This is a genomic window from Micromonospora sp. NPDC003241 (assembly GCF_053589795.1).
The window spans coordinates 34,057-56,281 of record NZ_JBSFSO010000030.1; the positions used below are offsets into that span (position 1 = coordinate 34,057).

At 74.1% G+C, this 22,225-nt stretch carries 17 protein-coding genes and 2 pseudogenes; 12 read left to right on the plus strand and 7 right to left on the minus strand.

The window, feature by feature from the left end:
* Positions 1–92 precede the first annotated feature (92 nt).
* Both ACWDVW_RS22095 and ACWDVW_RS22100 read left to right on the plus strand, forming a co-directional pair.
* Complete coding sequence (locus tag ACWDVW_RS22095) at positions 93–1,346, plus strand: MFS transporter (protein WP_449951942.1); 1,254 nt, start codon at positions 93–95, stop codon at positions 1,344–1,346.
* A gap of 85 nt (positions 1,347–1,431) precedes the next feature.
* Positions 1,432–1,767 (plus strand): hypothetical protein, encoded by a 336-nt coding sequence (locus ACWDVW_RS22100; protein WP_176094417.1) that lies wholly within the window; start codon positions 1,432–1,434, stop codon positions 1,765–1,767.
* Between the two features lie 26 nt (positions 1,768–1,793).
* On the opposite strand, the gene ACWDVW_RS22105 is transcribed toward ACWDVW_RS22100, so the two are convergent.
* Positions 1,794–2,552 (minus strand): class I SAM-dependent methyltransferase, encoded by a 759-nt coding sequence (locus ACWDVW_RS22105; RefSeq protein WP_449951853.1) that lies wholly within the window; start codon positions 2,550–2,552, stop codon positions 1,794–1,796.
* Between the two features lie 249 nt (positions 2,553–2,801).
* Here ACWDVW_RS22105 and paaI point away from each other — a divergent pair.
* Both paaI and ACWDVW_RS22115 read left to right on the plus strand, forming a co-directional pair.
* A pseudogene (paaI, locus tag ACWDVW_RS22110) lies at positions 2,802–3,164 on the plus strand (hydroxyphenylacetyl-CoA thioesterase PaaI); the annotation flags it as partial.
* Between the two features lie 166 nt (positions 3,165–3,330).
* Positions 3,331–3,897, plus strand: coding sequence for a dienelactone hydrolase family protein (locus tag ACWDVW_RS22115; RefSeq protein WP_449951945.1), 567 nt, complete (start codon positions 3,331–3,333; stop codon positions 3,895–3,897).
* A 759-nt stretch (positions 3,898–4,656) separates the two neighbouring features.
* Here ACWDVW_RS22115 and ACWDVW_RS22120 read toward each other — a convergent pair.
* Positions 4,657–5,895 (minus strand): annotated as a pseudogene (locus tag ACWDVW_RS22120) (adenylate/guanylate cyclase domain-containing protein); the annotation flags it as partial.
* A gap of 137 nt (positions 5,896–6,032) precedes the next feature.
* On the opposite strand from ACWDVW_RS22120, the gene ACWDVW_RS22125 reads away from it, so the two are divergent.
* From ACWDVW_RS22125 to ACWDVW_RS22145, 5 genes are all read left to right on the plus strand, one after another.
* A complete protein-coding gene (locus ACWDVW_RS22125; RefSeq protein ID WP_449951856.1) occupies positions 6,033–8,918 on the plus strand; it encodes a helix-turn-helix transcriptional regulator in 2,886 nt (961 codons plus the stop codon).
* Positions 8,919–9,000: 82 nt separating this feature from the next.
* Entirely contained in the window at positions 9,001–9,771 is a 771-nt protein-coding gene (locus tag ACWDVW_RS22130) for a DUF5995 family protein (RefSeq protein ID WP_449951859.1), read from the plus strand.
* A gap of 257 nt (positions 9,772–10,028) precedes the next feature.
* Positions 10,029–10,424: a hypothetical protein gene (locus tag ACWDVW_RS22135; protein ID WP_449951862.1), complete on the plus strand. Its 396-nt coding sequence runs from the start codon at positions 10,029–10,031 to the stop codon at positions 10,422–10,424.
* A gap of 5 nt (positions 10,425–10,429) precedes the next feature.
* Positions 10,430–12,523: an amino acid transporter gene (locus tag ACWDVW_RS22140; RefSeq protein WP_449951865.1), complete on the plus strand. Its 2,094-nt coding sequence runs from the start codon at positions 10,430–10,432 to the stop codon at positions 12,521–12,523.
* A gap of 345 nt (positions 12,524–12,868) precedes the next feature.
* Complete coding sequence (locus ACWDVW_RS22145; protein WP_449951948.1) at positions 12,869–14,338, plus strand: hypothetical protein; 1,470 nt, start codon at positions 12,869–12,871, stop codon at positions 14,336–14,338.
* 318 nt (positions 14,339–14,656) lie between these two features.
* Here the strand turns inward: ACWDVW_RS22145 and ACWDVW_RS22150 are convergent, their stop codons facing one another.
* From ACWDVW_RS22150 to ACWDVW_RS22170, 5 genes are all read right to left on the minus strand, one after another.
* Positions 14,657–14,863 (minus strand): hypothetical protein, encoded by a 207-nt coding sequence (locus tag ACWDVW_RS22150; protein WP_117228195.1) that lies wholly within the window; start codon positions 14,861–14,863, stop codon positions 14,657–14,659.
* A 208-nt stretch (positions 14,864–15,071) separates the two neighbouring features.
* A complete protein-coding gene (locus ACWDVW_RS22155; protein WP_449951868.1) occupies positions 15,072–16,145 on the minus strand; it encodes a helix-hairpin-helix domain-containing protein in 1,074 nt (357 codons plus the stop codon).
* A gap of 234 nt (positions 16,146–16,379) precedes the next feature.
* Positions 16,380–17,729 carry an FAD-dependent oxidoreductase gene (locus tag ACWDVW_RS22160; RefSeq protein ID WP_449951871.1) on the minus strand — a complete coding sequence of 450 codons (1,350 nt, stop codon included), beginning with the start codon at positions 17,727–17,729 and terminating at the stop codon, positions 16,380–16,382.
* Positions 17,730–17,743: 14 nt separating this feature from the next.
* Positions 17,744–18,091, minus strand: a complete 348-nt coding sequence (locus ACWDVW_RS22165) for a TcmI family type II polyketide cyclase (protein WP_131056046.1) — start codon at positions 18,089–18,091, stop codon at positions 17,744–17,746.
* Positions 18,092–18,274: 183 nt separating this feature from the next.
* On the minus strand, positions 18,275–19,081 hold the full coding sequence (locus tag ACWDVW_RS22170) for an AfsR/SARP family transcriptional regulator (protein ID WP_449951874.1): 807 nt from the start codon (positions 19,079–19,081) through the stop codon (positions 18,275–18,277).
* Between the two features lie 308 nt (positions 19,082–19,389).
* Here ACWDVW_RS22170 and ACWDVW_RS22175 point away from each other — a divergent pair, with 308 nt between their 5' ends.
* The 3 genes from ACWDVW_RS22175 (at position 19,390) to accB (ending at position 22,219) form a co-directional block, all read left to right on the plus strand.
* Positions 19,390–19,716: a TcmI family type II polyketide cyclase gene (locus ACWDVW_RS22175; RefSeq protein WP_131056042.1), complete on the plus strand. Its 327-nt coding sequence runs from the start codon at positions 19,390–19,392 to the stop codon at positions 19,714–19,716.
* Positions 19,713–21,401: an acetyl-CoA carboxylase carboxyltransferase subunit alpha gene (locus ACWDVW_RS22180; protein ID WP_449951877.1), complete on the plus strand. Its 1,689-nt coding sequence runs from the start codon at positions 19,713–19,715 to the stop codon at positions 21,399–21,401. The genes ACWDVW_RS22175 and ACWDVW_RS22180 overlap by 4 nt, the downstream gene beginning before the upstream one ends.
* Before the next feature lie 215 nt (positions 21,402–21,616).
* Entirely contained in the window at positions 21,617–22,219 is a 603-nt protein-coding gene (accB, locus tag ACWDVW_RS22185; RefSeq protein WP_449951951.1) for an acetyl-CoA carboxylase biotin carboxyl carrier protein, read from the plus strand.
* The last annotated feature ends 6 nt before the right edge of the window (positions 22,220–22,225 follow it).

Here is a 22,225-nt window from a genome sequence, read left to right on the forward strand (position 1 = left end):
GGTGGATTGTGGTGGTAGCGCTCCCAGGTGTGTGATCGTTGCCTGCGCCTTCACCACCGTCGAGAGGACCGGGAAGTTCCATGGATCCCGCCATAAGCACGCCCGCCACACCGCCGGTCACCTCGGGTCCGCCTCGTGGGGTGCTGGCCGCCCGTAACGGCGTGGCGGTGGTGTTCGCACTCAACGGGCTGGCCGTCGCGACCTGGTTCTCCCGGGTGCCGGCGATCCGCGACGGGCTGGAGCTCAGCCCCGGGCGTCTCGGCCTGCTCCTGCTCGCCATGTCGATCGGCGCGATCGTCGCGATGCCCACCGCCGGCCTGCTCACCCAACGCCTCGGCGCGGCCCGCGCGGTGGTGTTCTCCACCACCGTGGTCGCCCTCGGCCTCAGCGTGGCGGGGGTGTCGGCGGTGGCCGGCTCGCTGCCCGGGGTGGCGGTGGGCCTGTTCGCGCTCGGGTACGGCTCCGGCAGTTGCGACGTGGCGATGAACATCGAGGGCGCGATCGTCGAACGCCGCCTGGGGTGGACGGTGATGCCCCGCTTCCACGCGGCGTGGAGTCTCGGTTCGGTGGCGGGCGCCGGTCTGGGCGCCGGGGCCGCCCGGCTCGGCCTGCCGGTCGCCGTCCACCTCGGGGTGCTGGCGGCGGTGGTGCTCGCCGGCACGCTGCTGGGTGCCCGCGCGTTCCTGCCCGCCGTGCCCGGTACGGAGGGCGAGGGCTCCGGTGGCGGTCGCAAGTCTCTGCTCGCCGCCTGGCGGGAACCGCGCACCCTGCTCATCGGTCTGGTGGTGCTGGCGGCGGCGTTCGCCGAGGGCAGCGCCAACGACTGGATCGCGGTCGCCTTCATCGACGGGTACGGCTTCAGCGAGGCGGCCGGCGCGGCGGTCTTCGCCGTCTTCGTCACCGGCATGACCGTGGGCCGCACGCTCGGCACGGTGGCCCTGGACCGGTGGGGGCGGGTGCCGGTGTTGACCGTGACGATCCTGCTCGCCATCGTCGGCGCCGGGGTGGCGATCCTGGCCGGTTCCGGTCCGGTCGCGGTGGTCGGTGTCGTGCTGTGGGGGATCGGCGCCTCGCTCGGTTTCCCGGTCGGCATGAGCGCCGCCGCCGACGAGGAGGAGCACGCCCACGTCCGGGTCAGCGTGGTCGCGGTGATCGGTTACACCGCGTTCCTGGCCGGTCCGCCGTTGCTGGGGCTGCTCGGCGACCGGATCGGCACGCTGCACGCGTTGCTGGTGGTGCCGTTGCTGCTGCTGCCGACCCTGTTGCTGGTACGCGTCACCCGTCCGCCCGTCTCCGGCGCCACGGGGGAGCCGGAGCGGGCCAGTTCTCCCCGACCGGAGGCGTAGCGACCAGGGCCCGTACACCGGCCGTCCAGGCAACTGCCAGGTCCGGGTGCTGCACTGGGAGGTACGCCGAGGAGAGGAGCCGGGCATGGGCTGGTTCAGCCGGCGGCCCCGGGCCGCAGAGGGCACCCCGACGAAGTTGGACCGCGAGGCGACCCCGGAGGACCTCGCCTCGCTGGAGGAGTTCGCGACCAGCCGGCAGGGGGTGGAGTTCTATCTCGAACCGGAGACCACCGCCACCGACACCACGGTGGTCGCCATCGCCCACGACGGCGAGTGGATCCGGCGGCGTACCGGGACGCCCCGGGCCGCCGGGAAGATGGCCCGTAAGCACGCGATCCCGCTGTACGAGGCGACCAAGGTCGGCTACCCGGAACGGATGCGGGCCTGGAACCGGGCACACCCGGAACGCCGGGCCCGCTGACCGGTCCGTCCGGTGGCCGCCTGCGGTCACCGGACGGCGACGACCGCCGCGTCCGCGCCGCCGCGCCAGAGCGTGCCCACCTCGGTGAAGCCGGCCTCGGAGAGCGCGCCGAGATGCCAGGAGACCGGTGGGCTCCACTCCTGGCTGTGCCCGGTCGGATAGATGGCGTGGCGACGCTCGACGAGGGGCCTCAGCTCCGGGTCCTGTGCGGCGTGCTCCCACCACTGCGCCCAGGAGGGCACCGCACCCGCCGCGTACCGCGCCGTCCGGCGCGCCTCGGCCTTGGCGAGCAGGCGCTTGGTCAGCTCGGGCAGGGTGTCGTCGGGCATGTGGTCGGCGTTGACCAGCAGGCCGCCGGGGCGCAGCAGTTCGCGGAGCTCGGTGTAGAGCCCGGTCAGCCGGTCGGCGGGCAGCCAGTGCAGCGCGGTGGCGGTGAGCACCGCGTCGTAACCGCGATGCGGCAGGGCGTCCACCCAGTCCGGCCGGGTGAGGTCGGCGGTGACGATGGTGGCCCGGTCGCCGAGCGAGGCGGTGGCGAGGGCGAGCAGCGCCGGATCGAGGTCGACCAGGGTCAGCTCGGCGTCGGGGAAGCGGCGCAGCGCGCGCAGCGAGATGGTGCCGGTGCCGCCGGCCAGGTCCAGCAGTCGCGGCGGGGTGGTCTCGCGGACCGCCTCGACCGCGTCGAGCATGGCGGTGAAGCGGTGTTCCCGGTCCGGCAGGTACGCCTCCTGCTGCCGGTCCCAGCTCTCCTGCCATGCGGCGGCATCGGTGATGTAAGGACTCATGGCGAGCAGGCTAGTTACATCGACGGGTCGTTGTCCAGCCTTGTTGCCAACAATGTGCAACTGCGAGACAATGGCGGGGCGATGATCAGCGCCGGGCCGGATCGGGGACACCGATCCGGCCCGGTCGTCGTCGCGGACCCACCGCGCCGGACGCCCCGGTCGACGGTGGCATGATGGCGGTCCCCGGGGCGCAGGGCCCCGCCGACCACCGTCGGGAGCCAGGTGGACGCCCGCACCGCCGCGCACGAGATGTTCGAGGCCGACATGGCGTCGAACCGGCTCGGCATCGAGTTGGTCAGCGCCGGGGACGGCACCGCGACGGCCCGGATGCGGGTCACCGACAGCATGGTCAACGGCCACCGCATCGCCCACGGCGGCTTCGTCTTCCTGCTCGCCGACACCGCCTTCGCACTGGCCTGCAACAGCCACGGCCCGGCCACCGTCGCAGCCGGCGGCGAGATCACCTTCGTCCGTCCGGCCCGCGAGGGGGACGTGCTGGTCGCCCGGGCCACGGAACGGACCCGGTACGGCCGCAGCGGGATCTACGACGTCACGGTGAGCCGCGCGGACGGACAGGTAATCGCCGAGTTCCGGGGGCACAGCCGGGTCCTCCGGCCGGACGCCGGTGCCGGGGACGGCGTAACGGCTCCGGCGCGGCCGGACGACGGACCGGGCTCGGAGGCGCCGGCCGGCGGACCGGACGGCGCCGGCCGAGACTGACCGCGCCACCCGCGCGCGGCGGTCCGACGGTGTCGGTGCCGTCCGGCACGATGAGCGAATGGGACATGTCGCACTCTTCCACTCCGTGTACGGGCTGCGGCCCGCGGTGCGGGACGCCGCCGAGCGGCTGCGCGCCGCCGGACACCAGGTGCACGCGCCCGACCTGTACGGGGTACCCGCCGTCGACACGGTCGAGGAGGGCTTCGCCCTGCTCGACCGGATCGGGCAGCAGACCGTGCTGGACCGCGCCCGGGCCGCGCTGCACGGGCTCCCGCCCGACGCCGTGCTCGCCGGGTTCTCGATGGGCGCCGGGGTGGCCGGCGCGATGCTGGCCGAACGCCCCGACAGCGGCGGCCTGCTGCTGTTCCACGGCACCGGCGGCGCGCCCACCGACGCCCGGCCGGGGCTGGCGGTCGAGCTGCACCTGGCCGACCCGGATCCGTACGACCCGCCGGACGAGGTCGACCAGTGGCGGCGGGAGATGACCGCCGCCGGCGCCCACGTCACCGTTCACGGCTACCCGGGTGCGGGTCACCTGTTCACCGATCCGGCCGAGGCCGACCACGATCCGGCCTCCACCGCGCTCGCCTGGGAGCGCGCGCTGTCCTTCCTGGCCGCTCGCTGACCACGACCGCACCGACCCTGCGGCCGACGCCGACCTCGCGGCAGGTGCCGACCGCGCCGTCGATGACGATGGCGCCGCCGATGCGGACCGCGCCGCCGATGCGGACCGCGCCGACCGCGCGGCCGGTTGCGAGCGGGCGGGTCCCGAACGAACCGATCCTGGATGCGTCGATGCCGCCCGCGCGACCGTGGGCCGTGCCGTTGCCGGCTCGGGTGGCGGCGCGTCGGTGGCCGGGACACCGGCCCGGCGGGTGAAGGTGGCCCGGGTCGCCCGGGGAAGCCGGGCGACGGCGACCTCCCGCAGCGCCGGGTCGACGAACGCGTGCCCGCCGGTGGGCAGCCGGACGAGCAGGCCCGCCCCGGTCAACGCGCGCAGGGCCGCCTCCACCTGCGCCGCCGCCCAGCCGAGTGCCCGCGCCAGGTCCGCGACGGGACAGCCGGGCGGAAGGGCGGCGACCGCCATCAGAGCGGCCCGCCGGGGGCCGTCCAACCGGTCCAGCCGGGCTTCGGCGGCCCGCCGGATGCTCTCCGGCACGGCAAGCCGCGCCGGGTCCGCCCCGGCGAGCGAGCGCACGTACGCCACCGCCCGCCCGGGATTGCCGCCGACCAGCGGGATCAGCCGCCCCACCAGACCGCCCGGCTGGCCGGCCCGGCGCAGCAGGCGACGCAGCAGCCGACCCACGGTCACCGTGTCGAGCGGACGTAACCGGACCCGGGCCGTCGGCCGGGCGGAGTCGACGCCCGCCCCGGTGCCGACCAGCACCAGCGGCAGCCCGTCCGCGGTGGCCAGGTCGACCAGGGCGTCCAGGTGCCGGCGCAGTGCCGGGGCGGCCCGGTCCAGGTCGTCCACGGCCACCACCACCGGCTGTCGGCGGGCCAGCCCGAGCAGGACGTCCCGCCAGCGCATCGCCGCTCGGGCACCGGCGGCCCCGCCGCCGGTCACCAGATCGTCCACTGTGTCCAATGCCGCCGCCAGGTGCTCGCCCGACACCGATCCGCCCAGGGCGGCGGCCAGCCGGTCGCGGAGCACGTCGGTGTCGGTGGCGGGGGTACGGCTGCCGGCCAGCGTCCGCACCAGCTCCACGACGGGTGCCAGCGGCCCGTCCGGGTACGGCGGGCAGGCGGTCAGGCACCACCGCACCGGTACCCCGTCCAGCGTCGGCGTGCTGCGGGCCAGCTCGCGCAGCAACCGGCTCCGTCCGCTGCCCGGCGGACCGGTCAGCACCAGTCGCCGTACGCCGCGTCCGCGTACCGCCTCGGCGAGCTGTTCCCGGACGGCGGCCAGCTCACGGTGCCGGCCGACCAGCGGTGTGTCGTGGCGCGGCGGCCGGGGCGCCACGGTGCCCACGGCGTGCCAGACGCCGACCGGCAGGGTCTTGCCTCTGACCGTCACCGCCGGCACCGGGCGCAGCGCGATCAGTCCGGCGACGGCCCGGTGCGTGGCCGCGCAGACCGCCACCCCGCCGTGCGGGGCGTGTTCCTGGAGGCGGGCGGCGAGCGTGATCACCGCGCCACTGGCCATGCCGTGCCCGCCGTCGCGCCCGGCGGCCAGGTCCACCACGGCCTCGCCGGTGGCCACCCCGACACGGACCCGCAGCCCGGGCGCGGTTGCCAGCGGCCGGCGGTCCAGGGCGCGCTGGACCTCCAACCCGGCCCGCACCGCCCGGTACGCCTCGAAGCCGTCCCCGGTCCGGGCACCGAACAGCGCCATCACCGCGTCACCGACGTACTTCTCCACCACGCCGTCCCAGCGCCGCAGCACCCGGGCGACCGTGCGGAAGTAGACGCGTTGCAGTGTGCGGACGTCCTCCGGGTCGAGCCGGTCGACCAGACGTGTCGACCCGACGATGTCGACGAAGAGGACAGTGACCGTCCGTCGTTCCTCGGCTACCGGCCAGCGCCTTCGCTGGGCCGGCTGACCTGCGACAATCGACATGGGCATCGAGATCGCACCTGCCTCTCCCCCCGTACGTGCCAACGATGTCCCGGAGACTGTCATCCCCGGTCCGACGGCGGATCTGCAGAACGACGTATGTCGGCCGAGCGCAACCTTCGGTCGCAATGTCGACGCGAGTGGGGGAGGGGCGGCGCGGCGGCGGTAGAACGGGGGCGGCGGCTGTGACTAGGCTGCGAGCCATGGCCAGCGACGTGGACACCACACCGCTCGTCGGTCGGGCCGACCTGGTGGCGACGGTACGCGCCGCGCTGCTCGACGACGTTCCGCCGGGAAACACCGCCGGGGTCTTCCTCACCGGCGAGAGCGGCGTGGGCAAGACCCGGCTGCTGTACGAGGTGGGCGGGCAGTTGAGCGCCGCCGGGGCACTGGTGCTCACCGGATCCTGTCTGGACATCGGCGACGCCTCACCGCTGCATCCGTTGCGGCAGGCGTTGCGGCGTCTCGACGCCGACCTCCCGCCGGCCGCCACCGCGTCGGTGCGCGCGTTGCTCGGGGTGTTCGCCGAGGACGCGACCGGGCCGGACGGTGCCGGGGCGCTGCTGGAACGGGTGTCCCGGGGACTGGGCGTGATCGCCGGTGGTCGCCCGCTGGTGCTCGTCCTGGACGACCTCCAGTGGGTCGACCGGACCACCCGCCAGTTGCTGCTCTATCTGCTCGCCGGTCTGGGCGACCTGCAACTGTCGGTGCTGGCGGCGGTGCGATCGGAGTCGTTGCAGGGGGCGCACCCGCTGCGCCGCGTGCTGACCGAGTTGCGTCGGCTGCGGTCGGTGCGGGTGCTGGACCTGGCGCCGCTGGACCGTGCCGCCACCGAGCAACTCGCCGGGGCGATCGTCCGGGCCCCGCTCGCGCCCGAGGCGGCCGACCGGCTGTGGCAACGCAGCGGCGGCAACCCGTTCGTGGTGGAGGAGCTGTCCCGGGATCTGCGCGACGGCCGCGACGACCTGTCCGACACGCTGCGCGAGGTGTTCCTGGCCCGGGTGGACGCGTTGCCGCAACCGGCGCACCAGGCCGTGCACGCGGTCGCCGCCGGAGTGGAGCCGGTCGAGCACCGGCTGCTCACCGAGGTGGTCGGGCTGCCGGAGCAGGACCTGCTCGTCGCGGTCAAGGCCGCCGTCGCGCACCGGCTGCTGGTCGGCTCCGAGGACGGCTACCGGCTGCGGCACCGGCTCGTCGCCGAGGTGCTGGAGGACGAGCTGCTGCCCGCCGAACGCGCCCTGCTGCACCGGCGTTACGCCGAGGCGCTGACCGCCGCGCCGGGCGAGCTGCACCAGGCCCGGCTGGCGCACCACTGGCGGTTGGCCGGCGAACCGGAGCGGGCGTTGCCGGCGGCGGTGGCCGCCGCCGAGGAGGCCGAGCGGCTGTACGGCTACGCCGAGGCGCACCGGCACTGGTCGGTGGCGGTGGAGCTGAGCCAGGGGCGGGACGGGGTCGACCGGGCGGCGCTGCTGGGTCAGGCCGCCGAGGCCGCGCACAAGAGCGGCGAGTACGCCCGGGCGCTCGCTCTGCTGGAGGAGTTGGCCGACACCGACACCGACCTGCCCGCCTGCGAGCTGCACATCCGGCGGGCGCGATATCTGGCCGCCGCCGGACGGTCGGCGCTGGCCGAGGTGGAGTACCAGCAGGCGCTGGACACCGCGGACTGCACACCCCGCCAGCGGGCCGCCGCCGCCGCACACCTGGCGGACCTGCTGGTCTACCTGGGCCGGTACGCCGACGCGGGCCAGCGCGCGCGGGAGGCGCTGGCCCTGGCGGAGCAGGTCGACGGAGCCACCACCGAAGTGGTGCTGGCCAGCGCGGCGTTGGGCTTCTCCGAGGCGTACCTGGAGGATCCGGACGCCGGCCTGGCGGTGCTGCGGCGGGCGCTGGAGACCGCCGAGCGGGCCGGTCGCCCGGAGGACGTGGCACGGGCCTACCTGCACCTGGCCGAGCTGCTCACCGGGCCGCTGAACATCCTCGAGGAGGGGGTGGTGGTGGCCCGCCGGGGCGCCGAGCGGGTGGCCGAGCTGGGGTTGGGTCGTGCCTACGAGACCCGGCTGCTGGCCGTCGCCACCAACGGGCTGTTCCGGGTGGGGCAGTGGGCCGAGGCGGAGAAGGTCATCGCGGCGGCGCTGCGGCACCGCCCGTCCGGGGCGGACGCGGTGGAGCTGCTGCTGGCCCGGTGCAAGCTGTCGGTCGGGTACGGCGACGTCGAGGCCGCCGCCCGGGACCTGGACGCGGCGGCCACCATGCTGGCCGGCGGCGGAGCCCGGCACGTCATCCCGCTGCTCACCCTGCGCGCCGGGCTGGCGATGTGGCAGGGGCGGCACGACGTGGCCCGGCACGCGGTGCAGCGCGGTCTGACCGAGACCCGCTCCGACGACCTGGTGATCCTCGCCGTGCTGGTCTGGCACGGCCTGCGCGCCGAGGCCGAGGCGCACGCCAGCCGCACCGTCGCGGTCGACCAGAGCGCGGTACGCCGGCTGCGGGAGATCGCCGACCGGGTGGCCGGGCGGAGCGTGCCCGCGGCCCGTCCGGTGCGCGACGTGGTCGACGGTTACCTGGCGCTCTGCGCCGCCGAGGTGAGCCGACTCGACGACAGCGACCCGGAGCTGTGGGGGCGGGCGGCAGCCGAGTGGGATCGCCGCAACCATCCGTATCCGGCGGCCTACGCGCGACTGCGCCAGGCCGAGGCGTTGCTGGCCCGCCGCCGCCGAACGGCGACCGCCGGCCGACTGCTCCGGCAGGCGTACCAGGCGGCGCAGGGCCTCGGCGCGGTGCCGTTCACCGAGGAGATCCGTACCCTCGCCGGCCGGGCCCGGGTGGAGCTGGAGGAACGCCCCGCCGGTCGGGTCGAGCCGCCGCCCGGCACCGGTGACGAGCTGGCCGCGTTGACCGCGCGGGAGCGCGAGGTGCTCGCCGCGGTGGCCGAGGGGCTGACCAACAAGGAGATCGGCCAGCGGCTGTTCATCAGCGAACGGACCATCGGCGTGCACGTCTCGCACATCTTCGACAAGCTCCACGTACGTACCCGGGTGCAGGCGAGCGCCATCTTCCTGCGTAGTCGCGTGTCGGTGTCGGATACGTAGTTCTACTGATGTCGGCGGTGTCCCCGCCTGAAAGGCTGTGCCCGGCGTCGGATCGCGACGCCGGGAGCAGCGAGGGGGCAGCGTGAGTGAACCGGTCTGGGGGCCAGTGCACCGGGACATCGTGGACCTGCTCGCCGATCACCCGGCCGACGTGCCCGCCGTCGTCGACCACCTGACCAAGCTCCAGGACATGCTGGTCCGGCTGCCACCGCTGCTGGAGAGCTGCCCGCTGGCCGACTTCAACAAGCTCTACCTCACCATCACCACGAGCGTGTTGGACGGCCTCTACGCCGACCGGTTCGTCGACCCGGTCTTCCTGTCCCGGCTGGACGTCGAGTTCGCCGCCCGCTACTTCGACGCGTTGCGGATGTGGAGCGACTCCAGCCCCGGTACGCCCAAGGCGTGGGCCTGCCTGTTCGAGCGGATGCGCGGCCCGGACGCCCGGCCGTTGCCGTCGGCGGCGGCCGGCGTCAACGCGCACATCAACTTCGACCTGCCGTTCGCCCTGGTCACGACGTTCGACTACCTGGAGTCGGAGCCGGTCGAGGGCAGCGACCAGCACCGCGACTACCTGGAGATCAACCGGATCTTCGCCGACAAGATCCCCGGCCTGCGCCGGGGCTACCTTGAGCAGTGGCAGCTGCTCATCGACATGGTCAACGGCGACATCGACGACTGGTACCAGGGTGAGCTGATCGAGTACACCCGGGATGTCGCCTGGCGCAACGCACAACGGATCTGGCGATGCCGGCACGACCCGCATCGACACGAGCGCGAGCGCGCGCGGCTGGACCAGACGGCCTCCGCGCTCGGTCGGTTGCTGCTGTCGCCCCTCGGGGCATTCCTGCAGTAGCCGGGACGGGGGGTCCCCGCGTCTCGCCCGACGGCGAGGCACGGGGGCATCCGACCCGCCCGGGCGACGTCGCCCGGTATGTGAGCACGGGGGGAACAGGAGGCCGGCCGGCCAGGGGGGTGTCGGCCGGCCTTCGCGGGGTACGCGGCGCCCATGACCGCTGCCTTCCGGCGTCCCGCCGCACGGCCCCGCCCGCGCCCCGCCGCACCGCCTCGTCCGAGTCGGCCGGGGGACCGGGTCGGCCGGCGGGTCCGGGGATGACCACACACCGCTTCCCGTTCCGGTTCGACCCGCCGCTGCGTCCGCTCCTGGCCCTGCTCGGGGTACGGCCCTCCACCGCCTGGGTACGGGTCGACGGCGACACGTTGACGGTGCGGTTCGGGCCCTGGCGGCTGCGTACCGATCGGGCGAACGTCCTGGACACCGAGACCACCGGCCCCTACCGCTGGTGGCGGGTGGTCGGTCCGCGCCTGTCCGCCGCCGACCTCGGCGTCACCTTCGGCAGTTCCACCGCCACCGGGCTCTGCGTCCGCTTCGCGCGACCGGTGCCGGCGCTGCTGCCGGGCGGCCGTCCGCGCCATCCCGGGCTGACGGTGACCGTCGACGACCCCGCCGCCCTGGCCCGCGCGCTGGCCACACCGCCCGGCGGCTGACCGCGATGGGGGACGGGACCAGAGCGCGACGGGGCCGGGACCGGCGCCGCCCGGCGTCCGGGACACCGGAACCGTCGCTGCGTGCCGCGCGGGACCCCACCCGCCCCGGCGAACGGGCCGGTCGACGGGTCACCGTGCCCGACCGGGTCGCGGTACCGGCCGGCCCGGCCCGGCCGGAGAGCCGGCTGCGCCAGTGGCTGTTCGTGCACCAGGTGCAGCCGGTCGGACCGGAGACGGCCGAGGGGCAGACCCGGTCGCAGGCCTGGTGGCGGGTGATGTGCCTGACCGGCGTCGACTACTTCTCCACCCTGTCGTACCTGCCCGGCATCGCCGCGCTGGCCGCCGGGGCGCTCTCCCCGCTGGCGACGCTGCTGATCGTGGCGCTGACCCTGTTCGGCATGCTGCCGATGTACCGCCGGGTGGCCGGGGAGAGCCCGCACGGCCAGGGGTCGGTGGCGATGCTCGAACGGCTGCTGCCGTTCTGGCGGGGCAAGGTCTTCGTCCTGGTGCTGCTCGGTTTCGTCGCCACCTCGTGGATCGTGACGATCACCCTCTCCTCGGCCGACGCCACGGTGCACATGTTGCAGAACCCGTACCTGCCGGACGCGTTCGGCGGGACCGCCGTGGCGGTCACGGTCACCGTGGTGCTGCTGCTGATCCTGGGCGGGGTGTTCCTGCTCGGCTTCCGGGAGGCGGTGGCGGTGGCGGTGCCACTGGTCGCCGTGTTCCTGGCGCTGAACGCGGTGATCGTGGTGGTGTCGCTGACCGACCTCGCCGCCGATCCCGCCCCGCTGGCGGACTGGACGGCGGCGCTGACCACGGGCGGCGGCGGACCGGGCGGCGTGGCGCTGACCGCGGCGCTGGCGTTCCCGCTGCTGGTGCTGGGACTCTCCGGCTTCGAGACCGGGGTGAGCATGATGCCGCTGGTCGCCGGGGAGGGCCGGGACGCCGAGGCCCGGCTGGCCGCGCGCATCCGCAACACCCGGCGACTGCTCACCGTCGCCGCGCTGATCATGTCGGTCTACCTGCTCTCCACCACCTTCGTCACCACGCTGCTCATCCCGCCCGAGCAGTTCGCGCCGGGCGGTGCGGCCAACGGGCGGGCGCTGGCCTACCTCGCCCACGAACACGTCGGCGAGGCGTTCGGCACCGTCTACGACCTGAGCAGCGTGCTGATCCTCTGGTTCGCCGGCGCCTCGGCGATGGCCGGACTGATCAACATCGTGCCGCGCTACCTGCCCTCGTACGGCATGGCGCCCGAGTGGGCGCGTGCGGTACGGCCCGTGGTGATCGTCTACACGCTGGTCTGCATCGTGCTGACCGTCCTCTTCCGCGCCGACGTGGACGCGCAGGCCGGCGCGTACGCGACCGGGATCCTGGCGATGATGGTCTCCGCGTCGGTGGCGGTGGCCATCGCCGCGGTCGCCCGGCGGCAGCGCGCCGCCTCCGTCGGCTTCACCGTGCTCACCCTGGTGTTGGTGTACGCCCTGGTGGAGAACGTGATCGAGAAGCCGGACGGGATCGCCATCTCCGGCCTGTTCATCCTCGGCATCATCGCCGTCTCGCTGGTCTCCCGGGTCAGCCGGACCACCGAGCTGCGGGCCGAGCGGGTCGAGTTCGACGAGGTGGCGCGGCGCTTCGTCGCCGATTCGGTGGCGCACGACGGCCGGTTGCACGTGATCGCCCACAAGCGGCGCAGCGGCGCGGTCAAGGAGTACACCATCAAGGAGCGCGCCCAGCGTGGGCTGAACCCGGTGCCGGGCGCGACCGACGTGCTGTTCCTGGAGATCGACGTGGTGGACCCGTCCGGGTTCCGGCACGTGCTGCGGGTGTGCGGCGTCGAGGTGGGCGGGTACCGGGTGCTGCGGGCCAGCAGCCCGGCCGCGCCGAACGCCATCGCCGCGATCCTGCTGGCGCTGCGTGACGCCACCGGCGTACGTCCGCACGCGCACTTCGAGTGGTCCGAGGGCAACCCGATCGCGCACCTGCTGCGCTATCTGATCCTGGGACGGGGCGACACGCCGCCGGTGGTCCGGGAGATCCTGCGCAAGTCCGAGCCGGACCCGGCCCGGCGGCCGGGCATCCACGTCGGCGGATGACTCGGGTCCTCTCTGAGACAACATGAACGCGAGTGGCGTACTTATTCACGTATGCCGGATATGAACCTTTGATCGCCGTACGGTGACCTCTGGTGGCGGAGGCGACGTCCGCCACCCCGCGCCCGGTTCGGCGCGGCCGTGTCTTCGCATGCACGAGAGGCAGGAACCTTGATGTCCACCTACCGAGGCAGCCCCGGGTCGGGTCGACCCGGACGGCGGTCCCGCTGGCTGCTGGCCGGCGGCCTGATGGCGGGAACCCTGGTGGTCGGAGCGGCGGGCGTGACCGCCGTCGCCTCCGCCACCGAGAGCAACACACCGGCGCCGAGCCCGGAGCGGCCCGCCGCGATGTACTCCGACGTCCCCGGCGTCCCGGACGCCGGCCCCGATCCCGACTCCGCGCGGCAACGTCCGGACCGGCAGCGCCCCGAGTGGCGGCACGACGGTGGGCAACCGGAGGGCGCGCGGGACGGCGGCGAACCGGAGGGCGCGCGGGACGGCCGCCGCGACGGCGCCGCCTCCGGGCGTGGCGACGACGCGTCCGCCGACCGACCGGCCCGCAACGGTCGTCCGTCGCGGGCCGAGACGATCAAGGTGCCGTGCGACTCCGCCCGACTCATCGCGGCGCTGGTCCGCGCCAACGCCGAGGGCGGCGCGACGCTGCGCCTGGCCGAGGAGTGCACCTACACCCTGACCCACGCCTTCGCGCAGGTCGACGAGTACGACGGTGGTATCCGCGACGCGCGGGAGGCCGCGGACGCCGCCGAGACCCCGGGCGACGCCGAGGCGCCGCCGCGCGACCCGGCCGACGACAAGGCCGGACTGCCGGTCATCTATCACGGCATCACCATCGAGGGCTCCGGCGCCTCCATCGTGCGCGCCGCCGACGCCGAGGAGTTCCGGTTCTTCACCGTCCGGGACGGCGGCGAGCTGACCCTGCGTGACGTGACCCTGCGCAACGGTCGGTCGAAGCTGGAGGGCGGCAGCCTCTTCGTGGTGCACGGCGCGACCGCGGTGGTCGAGGGAGTCACCGTGGTGAACAGCACCTCGCTGTCCCCCGAGGGCGGCGGCGGAGGCATCTTCAACGACGGCAACCTCCAGATCAGCGACAGCCGGCTGATCGGCAACCGTGCCGCCGGCGCCCAGGGCAAGGGTGGGGGCCTGCTCAACGGCGGTGTGATGACCATGCACCGCACCGAGTTCCGGCACAACAGCGCGGTCAGCTACGGCGGTGGCCTGGCCAACTTCCGGGCCGCCGGTGACGTGTACTCCTCCACCTTCGTGCAGAACAACGCCGGGCAGGGCGGTGGCCTGGCCAGCTTCTCCGCGCGTACCAAGGTCTTCGACAGCGCGGTGATCGGCAACAGCGCCCAGACCGGCGGTGGCCTGGCCAACTCGGACGCGGTGCTGGTGTTGCGGCAGATGACGATCCGGGACAACCTGGCCGCGGTGGCCGGTGGCGGTATCTCCACCGTCCAGGGCCTGCTGCCGCTGGACGACAGCGTGATCCAGGACAACACCACCCGAGGCAACGGTGGCGGCATCTACGCCGAGAAGTCCAACCTGCTGGTGCGCGGCAGCGACGTGCAGGCCAACGCGGCGGTCGGGCCGCAGTCCCTGGGTGCCGGGCTGTTCGTCACCGCCGGGAACGCCTCGCTCTATCGCAGCCAGGTGACCGGCAACCGGGCGACCGTGCAGGCCGGCGGCGTGCACGTCGAGCGGGCCCAGATCAAGATCGACGACGACACCGTCGTCATCGAGAACAACCCCACCAACTGCGAGGGGAGCCGTGTGCCCGTGGCGCACTGTTTCCGCTGACCCACCCGTACGCCCGGCCCTCCGCCGCCCGGCCCTCCGCCGCCTGGTCCTTCGTGACCGGGCGCGGGGGGCCGGTCACGTCCGCCCCGGCACCCCCGTCCTGGGCCCGGCACCCCCGTCCTGGGCCGGTGACCGTCGCTCTCTCCGCAAGATCACGCTCGATCCGGGATCGAGTGGCTGGCGTCGCGCTACGAGGCCACTCGATCCTGGATCGAGCGTGATCTTCTTCGTGCGAGGTGTGCGCCGACGAGTGATGTCGGGTGGTGTTGGGGTGTTGGGGGCGCCGGGTGGGGGTCACCCGGCGCCACCCGGGAAGAGTCACTGCGAGGGCTGCGGCAGTTCGCATTCGACCTGGGGGTTGGCGCCGACGTAGTTGAGCGGCCCGGCGACGATGGTCACCAGTATGGTGCCCAACTCGGCACAGTTGGTCTCCTCGTTGTCGTAGTAGCCGCGCTGACCGGCGGCGACCGCGCCGATGATGAGCCAGATCACGACCAGGACTCCGAATATCGACGTGCCACGCATGGCTTCCTCCACGGTCCGGTGGGTTGCACGGTGCCGGGCCTTGTACCCAGACGGACCGAACGGCCAAACGGAGGCCGGCGCGTCCCCGTCGACGGGCCGTGTCCCCGGACACCATCACCGGCAACACGGTGACCGCAACGGAACGGACCGCCGACCCGGGACGGTCCGAAGACCCGTCCGCGTCGGCGGCCCGTGTGGGGGCGTGCCGTCAGTCGGTGCCGCCGGCCGCCAGCACCTTCGCCTGCTGTGGCCAGGTGACCAGGCTCGCGGTGGCGCGCAGCCCGGCACCCTTGATGACCTCCCGCAGCGCGGCCTCGTCCAGCTCGGCCAACTGCCGGTACGTGAGGATGCCCGCGCCCTGCAGCGCGGCGGCCATCTTCGGCCCGACACCCTGGATACGCCGGAAGTCGTCCGCCGCGCCGGCAGCGGGCGCGGCCACCGAGGTGGCTGCCACCGGCTCGGTGGATGCCACCGGCTCGGTGGATGCCACCGGCTCGGTGGTGGCCGGCTCAGCGGCGACCGGCTCAGCGGCGACGGGCTCGGTGGTGACCGGCTCAGCGGCGACCGGCTCGGTGGTGACCGGCGACGCGGTGGGCTCAGGGGCGACCGGCGACGTGGCGGACTCGGTGACGGCCGGCTCGGCGACGGGGTCCGGGGTGACCGGCTCAGGGGTGACCGGCTCGGTGGTGACCGGCGTGGCGGACACCGCCGGGACGGGCTCGGGCTCGGCTGCCGCCGTCGCGTCGACGGTCGTCGGCGCGGTGACGACGTCCCCGGCCGGGGCGGTGTTGGTGCTCACCGGCGCGTCGACCACCGGCTGGGTGGCGGCCGGCTCGACGTCCACCGCAGGCGCGGTCTCGACGGTGGTCGACGCCGGCTCGGCCTCGACAACGGCGGAGGTCTCGGGCTCGGCGACAGGCGCGGTCTCAGCGACGGGCGCGGCCTCGACGGTGGTCGGCGCCGCCTCGGTCGCGGCGGCGGAGGTCTCGCTCTCGGCCGCGGTCGGAGCCGGCTCGGTCTCCACTGCGGTCGGGGCCGCTTCCGCGATGGTGGCGGCGGGGGCCGGCGCGGTCTCGACGGCGGCGGGGGTCGGCTCGGTCTCGACGGCGGCCGGGGTCGGCTCGCTGACGGTGGCGGCCGGGGTCGGCTCGCTGGTGGTGGTGCTCGCGGTGGTCGACGCGGGAGGTTCGCCCCGTCGCCCGCGCAGCAGCACCCAGCCCACCGCCAGACCTGCCAGCAGCGCCACGAGCAGTATCAGCCAGCTCCCGAAGGAGTCGCCCACGGTAAACCTCCCTGAAGTCCTACGTCCGAATCGTCGCGAAAAAAGCTCGCCGCAGCTTCGCACACGTGGGGCCGGGGCAACAGGCAGGCCATGTAACAGTCCGTACTCGCGGGACGGGGTTCACCGCAGGTGTCCGAGGCGGAACGGACGGTGTGGACACGGTGGGTACACCACGACGCCGGCACGGCGACCCCCGGCACGGGGTCGTCGTGCCGGGGGTCGGGTGGGGACGGATCAGTCTTCCTCGCCGCGATAGGTGTAGAAGTCGTCGACGAACTTGCGGCGCAGCGGCGGTACCCGGCTGGTGACCCGGAAGTATCCGCGTGCGCCGAGTAGTGCGAGTCGGCCGAACACCGGCTTGTACATCCGGTCGTCACCGTTGGTGCCGCTGCGGTTCAACGAGTCGGCCACCCGGGCGAAGCCGTACGGCAGCATGGTCGCCTCGTAGTCGGCCACCGCCTGCACCAGCGTCTTCTCGCCGGCCACGGCGTGGACCAGGTGCCGCCGCAGCAGGTTGGCGTCGCGCAACGCGGTGTTGGCGCCGACACCCCGACCCGGCGTCATGGTGTGGATCGCGTCACCGAGCAGCGTGACGGTGCTGCTCTTCCACGGTGGCACGTGCTCCGATGTGGACACCCGGATCGGCAGGGCGCTGTCCGGGTCGGCGCGGCTGAGCAGTTCGCGCAGGGTCGGGTGCCAGTCGGCGGTCAACTCCAGCGCCACTTGGACCAGATCCCCGCCCCGACGGCGCAGCACGTCCACCGGGAAGCGCCGCGCGGTGCTCCACACCACCAGGTTGATGTTGTCGCGGGTCGGGTCGTGTCGCAGCCCCGGCCAGTCGGCCAGCAGGGCCGCGTCGGCGGGCGGGACGTCCGGCTTGAGTCGTCCGTCGCCGTCCCACTTGAACTCCATCACGTGCAGGACGCCCATTACCCCACCGGTCCCGAAGATCAGTGAGATGCCGCGCCGGACGGTCTCCGGCAGCAGTCCCCGGGTGTGTGCGGTGAGCGGGATCCGGGTGGCGATGTTGACGGTGCCGGCGTCCCGGACGGTGGCGTGCGGCAGGTACTGCCGGCGGACCGCGGAGTGCGTGCCGTCCGCCGCCACCAGCAGGTCGCCGACCGCGCTGGTGCCGTCGGCGAAGTACGCGGTGACCGTACCGTCGTCGTGCTGCTCGTAGTGCGTGAAGGTGCGGTCGAAGTGCACCACGTCCTCCATGCCGGTCAACAGCACCTGACGCAGCGTCATCCGGGCCACCGACCGTTCGGTGTCCACCGGGTCGGTGTCCGGTCGCAACGGGAACGACGCGGTGTGCCGCATCCGCTGGGTGAGCACGTTGAAGTAGCGGGGCGAGCGGGCACAGGTGGCCAGGTAGATCCGGAACAGCTCGGGCGGCAGGCAGTCGCGCAGCGCCCGGCTGCCGGTGGGCCCGATGCCCACCCGGTAACCGAGCAGCCCGTCGGCCCGGGTCCGGTGCCGCTCGTACACGGCGACGCTGATCCCGGCCCGGCGCAGCCCGTGCGCCAGGCAGAGACCGCCGGTGCCCGCGCCGATGACCAGCACGTGCGGTGCTCGGGTGGACATCAGCCGACCGCCGGTCAGCCGGCCACGCGGGGCGCCGGGACGTCCGCGGCGTCCCAGCGGTAGAAGCAGCTGGCGATCGCGTCGCGGGGGGAGCGCCAGGTCGGCAGGTACGGCGAGGTGTGCGCGGAGAGCCGCTCGTTGACCTCGCGGTACAGCGGGTGGTTGCGGGCCGCCGCGAGGGCGTCCGTGCCGACGTCGTCGGTCTCCATCAGGTGTACGCACAGGTCGTGCAGGCAGTACAGGGACCGGTGACGGACCCCGGTCAGGCTGGGCAGTTCGGTCGCGTCGGACTCGGCGAATATCTGTGCCACCCGTCCCTCCGCTCCCGGGATGATCCTGTTCACGATCACTAGACGGCTCATCGGACCCCTTTCACCGGTGTTCCCGCCCGGGCATCTGGCCGGGCCACGGACGGCTGTCCGGTGTCACCCTGTCCGGCGGACTGTCACCTGCCCGTCAACGCGACCGGTCGGGCCGGTGACGCCACCGGCGGGTCGGCGGGTCCGGCGGGTCAGCGGTACCGGTGAGTCAGCGGTACCGGTGAGTCAGCGGGTCCGGAACCGCGCCCGGCCGCCCGGGTGGCCGGTCTCCGCCGGTACCCGGGTGGCCCGGCGGATCGGTTCCAGCGTCTCGTCGAGCAGCGCGCTCATCGCCGGGGACGGTTCCAGGCGCAGTTCCCGCAGCAGCAGGTCGCGGTAGACATAGAAGGCGTGTACCGCCTCGAAGGCGTTGCCCTCGGCGAGGTGGATGCGGACCACCAGCCGGTGCGGCGTCTCGCGCAGCGGTTCGGCGGACATCGCCTCCAGCGCCGCCTCGAGGGCCTCGCCGTGCCGGCCGGCGGCCAGATGCTGGGCGGCGACCTGTTCCAGCATGTGCAGCCCGAGCTGGCGCAGCCGTTCCCGGTCGGTCAGCACCCAGTCCTCGTACCAGCCGGGCAGCAGGTCGTGCCGCCCGGCGGCCAGCGCCTCGGCGGCGTCTTCGGGCGCCTGGCCGTCGCGTACCCGGGCGGCGGTCTCGATCAGCCGGTCGACGTCCACGGTGACCAGCGGGTCGAGGCGGATGGTGTCGGCGGTGGTGGTCAACGGGCAGTACGGATCCTGCCGCAGTCGCCACAGCGCGGTGCGCAGCGAGGAGAGTGCGCGGTCCTCGCCGGCCTCGGGCCAGAGCAGCCCGGCCAGGTGGGCGCGGGTCGCGTCGGGCCGGAGCCCGATCAGCGCGATGATCCGTTGCAGTCCTCGGGGCACCACCACCGGTGCGGTGTCGTGGGTGAGCCGGAAACCGCCCAGCAAGTGCAGTCGTACCTCGGCGGTGCGGTGCTCGCCGGTGGTCGGCGCGGGTGGTTCGGCGGCCACGGCGGTACCCCCTGCGGGACGGGTCGGTTCCGTCGTGAAGATTATCAATCGCAGTTACTCTGGGTCAACGCTGCTGTCGGCATAGTAACCAAACTCGCTTCATGAACACGGCTCTGAACTGCACACTTGCGATGATCATGAAGTTCGGCGGCACACAGGTGAGGCACAGCAAGCGTCAACGGAACGTCACCAAACGTTCTTGTGGGCCGAGCTTCCGGTGACGCTCGGGTGACGCGCGGCGGCGCATCGTGGCCGCAGTCGTCCGGGCATCCGGTGGTGTCACCACCGGCCATGGGGGGAGGTCCAGCATGGACCGCACGCTGATCGTCGCGAAGGTGGACCCGACCGCCGAGGCCACCGTCGCCGAGATCTTCGCCGAGTCCGACACCACCGAACTGCCCCGGTTGGTCGGTGTGCGGCACCGGTCGCTCTACCGGCTCGGTGACCTGTACGTGCACCTGCTGGAGACCGAGTCACCCGGCGACGAGGCGGTCGCCGCCGTCCGGGACCATCCCGAGTTCCAGCGGGTCAGCGCCCGACTGAGTCCGTACGTCTCGCCGTACCTGCCGACCTGGCGGTCCCCCCGCGACGCGATGGCCCGCTGCTTCTACCACTTCGACGGGCCACGGTCGTGACCGCCAGCGCGCCGGCCGACGGGACGCTCTGGTCGCGTTGTGGCGGCTGCGCCACCCTGCTGTACCGCAAACGGCTGCGGCGCAACCTCGACGTCTGCCCCGAGTGTGGCCGGCACGCCCGACTCGCGGCACCCGAGCGGGTACGTCAACTGGTCGACCCGTCCTCCTTCCAGCCGCTGCCGGACCGCGCGGCCGAGGTGGACCCGATCGGCTTCGTCGACGTGCTGCCGTACCCGCACCGGCTCACCGCCGCCCGCGCCGACACCGGCCTCGCCGAGGCGGTGCTCTGCGGCACCGCCGCCGTCGGCCGGTACCGGTGCGCGCTCGCCGTGATGGACTTCCGGTTCCTCGGCGGCAGTCTGGGCAGCGCGGTCGGTGAACTGATCACCCGCACCGCCGAGGAGGCGCTGGCGGCCGGCGTCCCGCTGGTCCTGGTCACCGCCTCCGGGGGCGCCCGGATGCAGGAGGGCGCCCTGTCCCTGATGCAGATGGCCACCGTCAGCCAGGCGATCGCCGCACTGCGGGAGGCCGGGCTGCTCACCGTCAGCGTGCTCACCGACCCGACGTACGGGGGAGTGGCCGCCTCGTTCGCCACCTGCACCGACCTGGTGATCGCCGAGAGCGGCGCCCGGATGGGCTTCGCCGGCCCCCGGGTGATCCGCCAGGTCACCGGACGGAACCTGCCGGAGGGCTTCCAGACCGCCGAGTTCCTGCTGCGGCACGGCCAGGTCGACATGGTGGTGCCCCGGCACGCGCTGCGCGCCCGGCTGACGACGTTGCTCGCCGCCGCGGCCGGCGGGCGTCGACCCGGCGTCGCGCCCACGTCGACGCGTCCCGTCGGCCCGGTCGCGGACCCGGAGTCGACGACCCGGGACGCCTGGGCGACGGTACGGCTGGCCCGGCATCCCGCCCGCCCGACCACGCTGGACTACCTGGAGACCGCCTTCGACGGGTTCACCGAGCTGCACGGCGACCGGCTCGGCGGCGACTGCCCGGCCGTGGTCGGTGGACTGGCCCGGCTCGACGGCCGGCACCTGATGGTGATCGGGCACCAGAAGGGACACACCAGTGCCGAACTGGTGGCCCGCAACTTCGGCATGGCCAGCCCGGCCGGGCACCGCAAGGCGCTGCGGCTGATGCGACTCGCCGCCCGGCTCGGCCTGCCGGTGGTGACCCTGGTGGACACCCCGGGCGCCGACCCCGGCATCGCCGCCGAGCAGCACGGCCAGGCCGCCGCCATCGCGGAGAACATCCTGACGATGAGCGTGCTGCCCACCCCGGTCGTCACCGTGGTCACCGGCGAGGGCGGCAGCGGCGGCGCGCTCGCCCTCGCGGTCGCCGACCGGGTGCTGATGCTCCAGCACGCGGTCTACTCGGTGATCAGCCCGGAGGGCTGCGCCGCGATTCTCTGGCCGGGCCGGACCGCCGCGCCGGAGGCGGCCCGGGCACTGAAGCTGACCGCCCCGGACCTGATCCGGCTCGGCATCGTCGACGAGGTGGTGCCCGAACCACCCGGCTCGGCCGCCGACGACCCGGAGGCGGTGGCCCACGCGGTCCGCGAGGCGGTGCTGACGAACCTGCTGCCGCTGCTGGAGTTGCCGGTCGCCACGCTGGTGCAGCGCCGCCGACGCCGGTTCCGCCGGTTCGGCGCGGCCCGGACCGGCCTGCGGGCGGGTGCCCGGTGAGCGCCCCGGGCGGCACCGTGCCCGCCGTCGCCGGTACCCCGACGGTCCGGCCGCCGGTGCCGGGCGGCCTGGAGGGCGGACTGCCGGGGCCCGGTGTCGCGGCACCGGTCGACCGGCCAGCGGCAGCCGTGAGGCAGCCGGCGCCCGCCCCGACGCCGAGGGACGAGCACGTTCCGGAGCCCACCTGCCCGCCACCCGCACCGGCCGCGGCCGGCGTGACGGACCCGCCCCGATCGGACCCGCACCGGCCGGAGTCACACCGATCGGACCCGCACCGGCCGGACCTCGCCGGATCGGAGTCCGGAGCGCGCGACGAGGCGGACACCGAGGCCACGCTGACCGGGTTGCGGCGGCACGCCGGCCGACTCGTCGCCGAGCTGCCCGGTCCGTTGCGCCGCCTCAGGTTGTGTGCCGGCGGGGCCGAGCTGGAGGTGGAATGGCAGCACGAGGCCGGAACCATCCCGCTCGCCCCCACACCCGGCACGCCGACCGCACCCGCCGCGTCGGCCGTACACCCCGCGTCGCCCGTACCCACCGTCGCGGTCGGAGTCGGTGTGCCGCCGGTGCCGCCGGTCCCTCGCAGCGCGGTGCGCTCGCCCATGGTCGGCACCTTCTATCGGGCGCCCGAGCCCGGCGCCGCGCCCTTCGTGACCGTCGGCGACCTGGTACGACCCGGGCAGGTGGTCGGCATCGTCGAGGCGATGAAGCTGATGAACGAGATCACCGCCGACCGGGCCGGCCGGGTGACCGAGGTGCTGGTCGCCGACGGCCAGCCGGTGGAGTACGACCAGCCGCTGGTCGCCCTGGACCCGGCCTGAGGTGGT